Raw genomic sequence first — 11,454 nt, 5'->3', positions numbered from 1 at the left:
GATGAACCAAAAAAAAGCCCAAGTTAGTAGACTAACTTGGGCTTTTTCTTATCGCTGCATTAATGCTTTGTGTTACAAATCTCAAACTTAAGCGTTAACACCTGTCGCTTTAAAATCAGGGTTCACTGCGGTTAACTTCTTAACCACGTAATTAAGAAGCACACCGTACATAGGCACGAACAAACCTAAGCTAATGATGAGTTTGAATCCGTAATCAACCAACGCAATTTCAGTCCAGTGCTCAGCCATAAATGGATCTGGGCTTTGGTAGAAGGCAATCGCAAAGAACGCGATGGTATCAATGGCATTACCAAAAAGTGTCGAACACGTTGGCGCAACCCACCACTGTTTAAGCTGACGTAGGCGGTTAAAAACATGTACATCCAAGATCTGACCCAGTAAATAAGCCATGAAGCTCGCCGCGGCGATACGAGCAACAAACAAGTTGAACTCACCTAATTGGCTAAAGCCTTGGAATGAACCTTCAAAGAACACCACTGACAAGAAATAAGAAACGGCCAGAGCTGGTAGCATCACTAAGAAAATGATTTTACGGGCAAGCTGCGCGCCAAAAATGCGTACGGTCAGATCGGTCGCTAGGAAGATAAACGGGAAAGTGAAAGCACCCCAAGTGGTGTGCATACCGAAGACGGTAAAAGGTAGCTGAACCAGATAGTTGCTTGACGCAATAATCACCAAATGGAACAAAACTAATAGTGCTAAGGCTTTGCGCTGTTGCGCAGGGGTAAAGTTACTCATGCTGTACCTTTTTAGTTTGGTTTGGGGGTGAGGGAACCCAAATCGAGTCATTTCTTCGAATAATCCAAGAAAGCTCTTACCAATAATGTGAATTAAAAAATGTATCTAAAAATTGCTCTGCTGAGCGGCGGGCGATTATACATTAATCAATATTGGCTGCAACGGTGAGAACAAACGCAAACGTTTATTCTCACTTTTATTGGTGAATAGCTCTAGAAGCTGTGTTTTAGAAGAGATGCCAAAAGTTAAAAACCGCGCTTGAAAAGCGTCGCGAGATAATCAAACTCTTCTCGGCTTTCTTCAGCGTTTAACGACTCAAACCAAATTGATTCACTGTAATGTTCGGACTTTAAGAACATTCGGCAATCTTCAAAATCAATCAACCAAGAATGCATATCGGCGTCCCATTGCTTTTCAACAACTGACGCTGACAACAACGCCACCAGCTTTTCACCTAGCACTTCATAAGAATCAAAATCAAAACTTGGAGACGTAATCAATAAACGCCCTTCCTCAGCTAAATACTCTCTTAAGCCAAATTCTGTTTGTGTTGTCATGTCCCTATCAACCTTATTCTTTTTCTATTAGTTAGACGTTTCTCGCAAACTAGCCGTGTGTGGTGATGTGTTCTTGAATCAGATCTAAGAATGGATCTGCGTACTTATCCAGTTTACGTTGACCAACACCGTTGACTGCCAGCATCTCTCCGTATGAGGTAGGCAGTATTTCAGCCATATCAATCAAGGTCGCATCACTGAATACCACGTATGGTGGTAAGCCATCTTCATCTGCAATCGACTTACGCAGCTTACGCAGTTTCGCAAACAGCTTCTTATCGTAATTCTTGCTGCTTAACTTATCGGACTTAGCATTACGCACCGCTGTATCTAAACGAGGAACAGCCAATTCCAAAGACATCTCACCGCGCAGCAGCGGGCGGGCTTCTTCTGTTAGCTGTAAAGTTGAGTTACGAGTGATGTTTTGGAACAACAAACCTTTGTGAATCAGCTGACGGAAGATACTGATCCAGTAATCATGACTGTGATCGCGGCCAATACCGTAGGTAGATAGCTTATCGTGACCATTATCACGGACACGAATATTCTGCATACCACGCATCACTTCGACTACGTAGCCCATACCAAACGACTGATTGACACGGTACACACAAGACAACGCCTTCTGCGCTTCTTTAGTCGCATCAAAATGCTTAGGTGGATCGAGGCAGATATCGCAGTTGCCACATTGCTTCTCGCGATATTCGCCAAAATAGTTAAGCAGAACCTGACGACGACACGTTTGCGCTTCAGCAAAGGCACTCATCGCATTCAGCTTGTGCATCTCAACTTGTTTCTGTGGGCCTTCTTCTTTCTCATCCAGCATACGACGCAGCCAACCCATATCAGCCGGGTCAAACAACATCATCGCTTCAGCAGGCAAACCATCACGACCTGCACGGCCTGTCTCTTGATAGTAAGACTCGATATTACGTGGGATATCAAAGTGCACCACGAAACGTACGTTGGGTTTGTTGATGCCCATACCGAAAGCCACAGTCGCGACCACGATCTGAATATCATCGCGTTGGAAGGCTTCTTGAACGTAAGCACGCTCATCGGTGTCCATACCAGCGTGATAACCCGCGGCGCGAATACCGTTATTGCACAGCTTCTCGGTCACCATCTCCACTTTCTTACGGCTACCACAGTAGATGATGCCGCAATTGCCCTTTTGTGTTTCTAGGTAGCGAACCACCTGTGACACGGGTTTGTGCTTCTCAACCAAGTTGTAGCGAATATTAGGGCGATCAAAGCTGCCTAAGTAAGTATGCGGGTCCAGGAGCTGTAAGCGCGAGATAATATCTTTGCGCGTCGCATCATCAGCGGTTGCTGTGAGCGCCATGTAAGGCACATGCGGAAAATACTGTTTAAGCTGACCTAATGATGCGTATTCAGGGCGGAAGTCGTGACCCCATTGAGAGATACAGTGCGCTTCATCGACTGCAATCATCGAAAGCGGTAAACCTTGAAGACGCTCGATAAAATCACGCATCAACACACGCTCTGGTGACACATACACCATTTTCAGCTGACCTGAGTTCATACGATTGAACACATTCAGCAATTGGTCACGTGGCATTGAAGAGTTAATACACTCAGCGGCAACACCATTGGCCTTCAATTGGTCGACTTGGTCTTTCATCAACGAGATCAGCGGTGAGATAACCAGAGTCAGCCCTTCACGAACCAAAGCCGGAATTTGGTAACACAGAGATTTACCACCACCGGTTGGCATAATCACCAAGCTGTCTTTGCCTTCAACGGCCAAATCAATGACCTCTTGCTGACCATCGCGAAAGCTTTGATAGCCGAACACATCTTGCAAGATGGTTTGCGCATCATTCGCGGGAGTTGGTATTTGCTCAGCAATCAGAGTGGCGGTCATTGTGGTTCCTAATCGAGGTATGAAATCAGCAAGCATCTTCGGCAAGCAAGTCGCACATTGTAGAGGGGAACGCTGGCGAATTAAACCGCAAATTGTTAGGTGAAAAGGGTTATCGCTCCTATACTGACCAACTCTCTTATAAATCTTATTAATAAGCACTCAGTGCTAGAGAAAGATGCATGACACAGGAAGAACAACAACGTACGCGCCAAGGAGTTTTGCTTGCCGTCGGCGCTTACACAATGTGGGGTATCGCCCCTATATATTTCAAATCTTTAAGTGACGTTTCCCCGTTAGAGATCCTCAGCCACCGTGTAGTATGGTCTTTTTTCCTACTCGCTTTCTTACTGCACATTGGCCGCAGCTGGCGTAAAGTCCGCGACACCTTGACCTCAAAACCAAAAATGCTCTATTTGGTAGCGACGTCTATTTTGGTGGGTGCTAACTGGCTGATCTTTATCTGGGCGGTGAATTCCAATCACATGCTCGATGCCAGTTTGGGGTATTACATCAACCCTCTGATTAACGTGTTACTTGGGATGCTCTTCCTTGGCGAACGCTTACGTAAGCTGCAATGGTTTGCTGTGGCTCTTGCTGCGATTGGCGTATTAATCCAATTAATTGCCTTCGGCTCAGTACCGATCGTCGCCATTGCCCTAGCCTTTAGCTTTGGCTTTTATGGCTTGCTGCGTAAGAAAGTCAGCTTAGAAGCACAAACGGGTCTGTTCATTGAAACTCTGGTGATGCTGCCTCTCGCCGCAACCTACTTACTGTTTATTGCCGATAGCCCGACCTCAAACTTATCGATGAACCCGATGCAATTCAACCTATTACTGGTTGCTGCCGGTGTGATCACCACGGTTCCATTGCTGTGTTTTACTGGCGCTGCAACTCGCTTGAAGCTATCAACACTCGGTTTCTTCCAGTACATCGGTCCAAGCTTGATGTTCTTACTGGCGGTTCTGATCTACGGCGAAGCCTTTACCTCAGATAAAGCGATCACCTTTGCTTTCATATGGGGAGCACTGGTTATTTTCAGCTTTGATGGCCTGCGTAACAACAAGAAGAACAAACGCGCGAAACAGTGATATTGATCGTTTTTTACAAGACAATCCCTTAATACGCAGATAAGCTTGGTTGAATTGATGACTATTTGACCAAGCTTTTTTATGCCATGGATAAAGTCCACTACTACTCGACACCTAGCCAAGATATCAGCCTGATCCGAGCTCAATACCAAGAGTTTGCCTTTCAACGCCACTATCATTTGGACTTTCATATCGGCCTAATCACTCAGGGTCAGCAAAAGTTTGTCTATAAAGGGACGAGCTACCACGCTGGCGCTGGGCAAGTGGTGATGATGCCACCTGATGAACTGCACGATGGCCATTCAAAGCTACAATCTGGCTACCAAGTGAGTGTGTTTGCTGTCTCGCCACAGTGGCTGGGCGATCTTGCCGATCACAGGAAAAATGGTCACGCTTTAAGCTTTTCTGAGTTGATCCTCTCCGATCAAGCGACTTTTTTACAATTGCGTAACCTCCATGGGCTGCTTATCAATCCAAACATCAGCCAACTCGCCCAAGATTGCTTACCATTCGAGGGGTTCTCAACGATTGTCGATCGGTATGCAAAATTTGGATCGAAGAGTGACATCAAACTGGGTAATCAATCGATTAATACACTCAAAGACTATTTGATGGCGAATTTGGACCAGCCAGTGCGATTAGAACAACTGTCTGAGCTGTGCGGCTTAACCACAACTCAATTCCAACGCCACTTTAAGAACAGAATGGGCATCACCCCTTACGCGTGGCTGAGCCGTTTACGTATGGAACAGAGCATGCGCCTGATTAAATCTGGGATCTGTGGTACTAAAGTCGCGCACCAAGTAGGCTTCTATGATCAAGCACACTTCTCCAAGGCATTCAAAACCACATTCGGCGTACCACCCTCACAAATCAACTAAGTGTTGATAATTTACAATTGCTCGATTTCAAATCGCGGTAAGCTACGCTCAATACGATTACTTATTTAATAATAGCGGCAACGTTATTGAGAACTGACGATGAACGAAGTCACCATACTGATCACCCTAGCCTCTATCCACTTCATCGCTTTGATGAGCCCCGGCCCAGACTTTGCGTTAGTCGTGCAAAATGCGACACGCCATGGTAGACAAACAGGCTTGTATATTGCGCTTGGTTTATCCTGCGGGATCTTACTGCACTCACTGCTCAGCCTGACGGGAATCAGTTACCTCGTCCACCAGCAACCAACCCTATTTGCCATTATCCAATTGGCTGGCGGTAGCTACTTGCTGTACTTAGGCTACGGTGCCCTTAAAGCAACCTGGCAAATCATTCAGAACCACGACGATGAAGACGATACAGTCAATGCCAAAGATCTGATTCTGACCAACAAGCGTCAGGCATTTTCGAAAGGGTTTGCGACCAATATTCTCAACCCAAAAGCTTTGGTGTTCTTTATTAGCTTGATGTCGAGCTTAGTGCCTGCCGACATGTCTCTATCAGGTAAAGGCTTTGCGCTTATTATCTTGTTTGGTCTGTCTCTGTTTTGGTTTTCACTACTGGCGTGGATGCTTTCGACTAAGGCTCTACAGAAGAAACTTAGCGAAGCAACGGTATACATCGATGGCTTATGTGGCGTGCTATTCAGCCTGATTGGCGCGAGTATTCTTTGGCAGTCGCTGTCCGGTTTAATCGCTTAAATTCGAATCAAGATTACAATTCGTTAACAACGCACTGGCTATCTAATCTTTCCGCTGCCAATCTAGCTCTGCATATTAAAAGGAGAAGATCATGCAGTGGAAAACAAAACTAACAACCCTCGCCACTTCTACCCTACTTTTTGCCTCTCACGTCAGTTGGGCAAATCAAGCTGCCGATTCCGTCGCACCCGAACAAAGTAGTGGTTTAGAAACCAAACAACTCGTTAAAGCCAACGATTGGATGGTCACCGCAGCCAACCCTCTTGCAACACAAGCCGGTGCTGATGTACTTGCCCGTGGTGGTAACGCAATTGACGCCATGGTTGCCGTGCAGCTTATGCTTGGCTTAGTGGAACCTCAGTCATCAGGTATTGGTGGCGGCGCGTTCCTTGTCTATTTTGATGGCAAAGACAAACAGCTCAAGACCTACGATGGCCGTGAAACTGCGCCACTTGATGCCACCCCACGTCTATTCCAAGACGAAAACGGACAACCGCTTAAATTCTATGATGCCGTGGTTGGCGGTCGTTCTGTTGCCACGCCGGGCACGGTGCAATTGCTGTGGGACACTCACCAGAAATACGGCAAGCTCGAATGGGCATCACTGATTAAACCTATCGCTCAGTTAGCTGAAGAAGGTTTTACTATCAGCCCACGTTTAGCCACCTTGATCGAAAACGACCAAGAACGTCTGAGCCGCTTTGCGACAACTAAAGCCTACTTCTTCAATGCCGATGGCAGCCCGAAAGCCGCTGGCACGCAACTTAAGAACCCTGAATACGCGGCAACGTTACACGCTATCTCGAAGGATGGTGCTAAAGCTTTCTACCAAGGTGAGATTTCTGCCGACATCATTAACACAGTACAAACAGCGAAAGGTAACCCGGGCGTATTGGCACAGAAAGATTTCGACGCCTATTCGATCAAGCAGCGCGAACCGGTTTGTTCTGCTTATGAAAGCTACGATATTTGCGGAATGGGGCCACCAAGTTCAGGTGCGTTAACGGTTGGACAAATCCTTGCAATGACTGAGCAGTTTGACCTCAAATCATGGGGGCCAAACGACGCAAAATCTTGGCAAGTGTTAGCAGACGCTTCTCGCTTAGCCTTTGCAGACCGTGGTATGTACATGGCAGACCAAGATTATGTGCCTATGCCAACCCAAGGGTTAGTGAATACTGACTATTTGCAGGAGCGTGCTCAGTTAATTACCGCAGGTAAGGCATTAGACAGCGCACCTTCAGGCACCCCACCGTGGGATCATGCGATGCAGAGAAGCCAAGATGTTTCTATTGAGTTGCCGTCCACCAGCCACTTCAACATTGTCGATAGTGATGGCAATGTCGTATCGATGACTACCACTATTGAGAATGCCTTTGGCTCACGTTTGATGGTTAGAGGTTTCCTACTCAATAACGAACTAACCGACTTCTCATTCAAGACTCATAACGATGGCAAACCTATCGCGAACCGACTTGAACCGGGTAAGCGTCCGCGCTCTTCAATGGCACCGACCATCATCATGCAAGACGATATACCTTACATGGCAATTGGCTCTCCGGGAGGCAGCCGTATCATAGGTTATGTGGCACAAGCGATCATTGCTCATACCCAATGGGACATGGATATTCAGCAAGCCATCAATCAACCACACTTCCTAAACCGCTTCGGTACCTTAGATTTGGAAAAAGGAACATCAGCGGAAAACTTCAAACCTGAGCTAGAAAAGATGGGATTTGAGGTCAACGTTCGCGATCTTAACTCGGGTTTACACGCTATTCGCATCACAAAAGATGGTCTAGAAGGTGCTGCAGACCCTCGTCGTGAAGGTGCTGCCATTGGCCAATAAGGGAAAATACTCCCTTTTTACTCCCTGTCTTGTGCGAGATCTCTCACAAGGCAGTGAGTAAATATCGATATTTAACTGCGAAATTAAGCACCTAGATATTGTAACCAATTGAAATAAAACAATACGTACATTTATCATTCAAATAATTATATAGAAATTCGCTTATGCACCATTGCTGATAAATAAGGAATCGGTAATATGAATGGTGTCGGAAGGATGCTGACACGGAACAGGAAACGCCAAGGACTTGGTTATCTTCAGGATGAAGATTCGATTACTCAGGATGAATAATCGGCATGGATAGCGAAATGGACATTGAATGGACGCAATAGTAACTAGGATGGTTGCTACTAAGGAAAGACAATGGACACCTCTGGACGAGGAAAGGACTGAACATCAGGATGATGTAAAGGACACCGCTCAAGGAACAAGTGACGCGCGCTAACGAGGATTGTTGGCAGATCAGGATAAGATCAAGGACACCGCTAGGAAGGCGACGAAAGGAATACGCTGAAGGATAACAGCACACTATCATGGATTTGATGCATGGAGCACACTTAGTAGCCGGATTGCTGCGAGTAAGACTATAGACCCCGATGAGCGCAAGCTCTCGGGGTTTTTCTTTATCTGTCGTTTCACTTATTCCTATCTCAAACAAATAAATCAAAGACCTTTAATTACAATTCTGACATTTAAAGCATTCACTTCTTAACCACTTCCGAGTAACGTAAGTCTTACTAGGCTCAACTAGTTTCATAACCATAATTAAATTAAGGACAAATTCATGTCACACGTTACCTTCAAAGGCGCTGCTGTACCGCTAACTGGCACATTCCCACAAACTGGCGAACAGGCACCAAGCTTTGCACTTGCTGCAGGCGATCTTTCTGAACTGACTCTTGCTTCTCTTGAAGGTAAGAAAGTGGTTCTAAACATCTTCCCAAGCATCGACACAGCAACTTGTGCAACGAGCGTACGTACGTTCAACGCAAAAGCGGCAGAACTTGAGAACACGGTTGTTGTTTGTATTTCTGCTGACCTACCATTTGCTGCGGGTCGCTTCTGCGAACTAGAAGGCATTGAAGGCGTTCAACACGCTTCGACTTTCCGTTCTCCTACATTCGCATCAGACTACGGCGTAGCGATTGCTGAAGGTCCGCTATCAGGCCTAACTACACGTGCAGTTGTCGTTGTTGATGAAAAAGGTGTGGTAACACACAGCGAGTTGGTTGCAGAGATCACTGAAGAACCAAACTACGAAGCGGCACTTGCAGCACTGTAAGTCTCCTTTCTAGGCAGGAATGCCTTAAGCTCGGAACCTGCCTATTTAGACTGGTTTCGAGCAATAAAAAAGAGCAGCCATTGGCTGCTCTTTCTGTTTTTAATGCGGATTACTTTTGAAAGCTGAACGGTTTTTAAAGACCAAACTGCTTTTTAGATATTAAAGTAATAGATTAAAGCTGCTCTAAACGCGCGTAAGCCGTTACTAACCACTTAATCCCTTCACCATTAAACGCCACTTGAACTCGGCTTTGTGGGCCACTTCCTTCGAAGTTGATGATGGTGCCTTCACCAAACTTAGGGTGCTTCACGCGAGAGCCCAAGCTAAAGCCTGTTTCATTGAAGTTCTCTTTCACAGCGGTTTGGCTAAAGCGACCACTGCTTGCAGGGCGGCTGACTTGCGCTTTCATACGCACTTCATCCAGACAGGTTTCTGGCAGCTCACGAATAAAACGTGATGGCTTATGATATTTGTCCTGACCGTACAGACGACGCATCTCAGCATAAGTGATGTAAAGCTTCTCCATCGCACGGGTCATGCCTACGTAACACAGGCGACGCTCTTCTTCTAAACGCCCCGCTTCTTCGGCCGACATCTGGCTTGGGAACATGCCTTCTTCGACACCCACCATGAACACCATTGGAAACTCTAGGCCTTTAGCACTGTGCAAAGTCATTAACTGAACCGCATCGTCAAACTCATCGGCCTGACCTTCACCCGCTTCCAAAGCTGCGTGAGTTAAGAACGCCGTCAGCATGCTCATCTCATCCGCTTCTTCCGGCTTTTCAAACTGGCGCGTTGCCGTTACCAATTCTTCCAAGTTCTCGATACGTGCCTTCGACTTCTCACCCTTCTCTTGCTCGTACATAGCAAACAGACCCGACGATTTAATCACGTGGTCGGTTTGTTCATGCAGGCTAAGTTCCAACGTGTCATCTTCAAGCGCATTAATCAGCTCGATAAAACGACTTAATGCGCCCGCAGCACGACCGGGTAGCACTTGCTCTTCTATCAAAGCAACACTGGCTTCCCACATGGTTGCACCACGATCACGAGCAGCAAGACGAATCGTTTCTAACGTTTTATCACCCAAGCCACGCGTTGGCGTATTAACCACACGTTCAAACGCGGCATCATTACTGCGGTTGCTCATGAGGCGCATGTAGCTCAAGGCGTCTCTGATTTCTTGACGCTCGAAGAATCGCATGCCGCCGTAGATTCGGTAAGGTAGACCACCTTGGATCAAAGCTTCTTCAAGAACACGAGATTGGGCGTTATTACGATAAAGCATCGCGGTATCTTCTAACGCACCGCCTTTCTCTTGCCACTCTTTGATTTTGCTGACCGTGAAACGTGCTTCATCTAGCTCGTTATAAGCTGAGTACACAGAGATTGGCTCGCCATCGTTACCATCGGTCCACAGCTCTTTACCCATACGTTCGGTGTTGTTCGAGATAAGCTCGTTCGACGCCTGCAGAATGGTTTTAGTTGAACGGTAGTTTTGTTCAAGTCGAACCGTCGAAGCTCCTGGGAATTCATCCAAGAACTTCTGAATATTTTCGATCTTCGCACCACGCCAACCATAGATAGATTGGTCATCATCACCTACGATCATCACGCGACAATCTGGGCCAGCCATCATCCGAAGCCAAGCGTATTGGATGTTGTTGGTATCTTGGAATTCATCGACAAGGATATGCTTAAAGCGTGCTTGGTAATGCTCTCGAATGTGTTTCTTATCGCGTAATAGTTCATGCGATCTCAGCAAGATTTCCGCAAAGTCGACCAAACCAGCACGGTCACATGCTTCTTGGTAAGCAGAATAGATCTTTAACCACGTTTGAGTTATTGGATCATGGTAGGCGTCAATGTGACTTGGGCGTAACCCCTCGTCTTTCTTGCCATTGATCCACCAAGAAGCTTGCTTAGCAGGCCACTGCTTTTCATCGAGGTTTTGCGCCTTGATTAAGCGGCGTAGCAAACGAATCTGATCATCAGAATCAATGATCTGGAAATCTTCTGGCAGTTTTGCATCTAGGTAGTGAGCACGAAGGATGCGGTGACAGATACCATGGAAGGTGCCGTTCCACATGCCTGACGAACTACCCATCATCAACTCTTCAATACGACCACGCATCTCTGCTGCCGCTTTGTTGGTGAAGGTAACCGACATAATAGAGAACGGTGATGCTTGCTCTACGCTTTGCAGCCAAGCGATACGATGCACCAACACTCGCGTTTTACCACTGCCTGCACCTGCCAGAATAAGTAGGTTTTCTAAAGGTGCCGCGACCGCCTCACGTTGTTTATCGTTTAGGCCATCGAGTAAAAGCGAAGGATCTATCATTGGATATGCTCACTACTGGGTATTTATACATAAAAGTTGAT

Annotated in this window: 9 protein-coding genes; 5 read left to right on the top strand and 4 right to left on the bottom strand. The window is 46.5% G+C overall.

Annotated features, from left to right (window positions below; genetic code table 11):
- Positions 1-87: 87 nt before the first annotated feature.
- The 3 genes from AB4274_RS16245 to recQ all read right to left on the bottom strand — a co-directional run bounded on the left by AB4274_RS16245 (position 88) and on the right by recQ (position 3,204).
- A complete protein-coding gene (locus AB4274_RS16245) occupies positions 88-759 on the bottom strand; it encodes a 7-cyano-7-deazaguanine/7-aminomethyl-7-deazaguanine transporter (RefSeq protein WP_372108968.1) in 672 nt (223 codons plus the stop codon).
- Positions 760-1,004: 245 nt separating this feature from the next.
- Complete coding sequence (locus tag AB4274_RS16240) at positions 1,005-1,316, bottom strand: DUF3630 family protein (protein ID WP_017061332.1); 312 nt, start codon at positions 1,314-1,316, stop codon at positions 1,005-1,007.
- 49 nt (positions 1,317-1,365) lie between these two features.
- A complete protein-coding gene (recQ, locus tag AB4274_RS16235; RefSeq protein WP_017062982.1) occupies positions 1,366-3,204 on the bottom strand; it encodes an ATP-dependent DNA helicase RecQ in 1,839 nt (612 codons plus the stop codon).
- A gap of 179 nt (positions 3,205-3,383) precedes the next feature.
- Between recQ and rarD the strand changes: the two genes are divergently transcribed.
- The 5 genes from rarD to tpx all read left to right on the top strand — a co-directional run bounded on the left by rarD (position 3,384) and on the right by tpx (position 9,066).
- On the top strand, positions 3,384-4,292 hold the full coding sequence (gene rarD, locus AB4274_RS16230; RefSeq protein WP_372112623.1) for an EamA family transporter RarD: 909 nt from the start codon (positions 3,384-3,386) through the stop codon (positions 4,290-4,292).
- Between the two features lie 86 nt (positions 4,293-4,378).
- On the top strand, positions 4,379-5,173 hold the full coding sequence (locus AB4274_RS16225; RefSeq protein ID WP_372112621.1) for an AraC family ligand binding domain-containing protein: 795 nt from the start codon (positions 4,379-4,381) through the stop codon (positions 5,171-5,173).
- A 99-nt stretch (positions 5,174-5,272) separates the two neighbouring features.
- Entirely contained in the window at positions 5,273-5,935 is a 663-nt protein-coding gene (locus AB4274_RS16220) for a LysE family translocator (RefSeq protein ID WP_372112619.1), read from the top strand.
- Positions 5,936-6,026: 91 nt separating this feature from the next.
- Positions 6,027-7,784 (top strand): gamma-glutamyltransferase, encoded by a 1,758-nt coding sequence (ggt, locus tag AB4274_RS16215; protein ID WP_108209640.1) that lies wholly within the window; start codon positions 6,027-6,029, stop codon positions 7,782-7,784.
- Positions 7,785-8,568: 784 nt separating this feature from the next.
- Positions 8,569-9,066, top strand: a complete 498-nt coding sequence (gene tpx / locus AB4274_RS16210; protein WP_136977131.1) for a thiol peroxidase — start codon at positions 8,569-8,571, stop codon at positions 9,064-9,066.
- Between the two features lie 172 nt (positions 9,067-9,238).
- On the opposite strand, the gene uvrD is transcribed toward tpx, so the two are convergent.
- Entirely contained in the window at positions 9,239-11,413 is a 2,175-nt protein-coding gene (gene uvrD, locus AB4274_RS16205; protein ID WP_017061325.1) for a DNA helicase II, read from the bottom strand.
- Positions 11,414-11,454 lie beyond the last annotated feature (41 nt).

Origin of the sequence: Vibrio sp. 10N.261.55.A10, from assembly GCF_041470825.1 — a bacterium.
Classification (GTDB): Bacteria; Pseudomonadota; Gammaproteobacteria; order Enterobacterales; family Vibrionaceae; genus Vibrio; species Vibrio crassostreae_C.
This window is presented reverse-complemented; position numbering and strand designations above follow the sequence as displayed.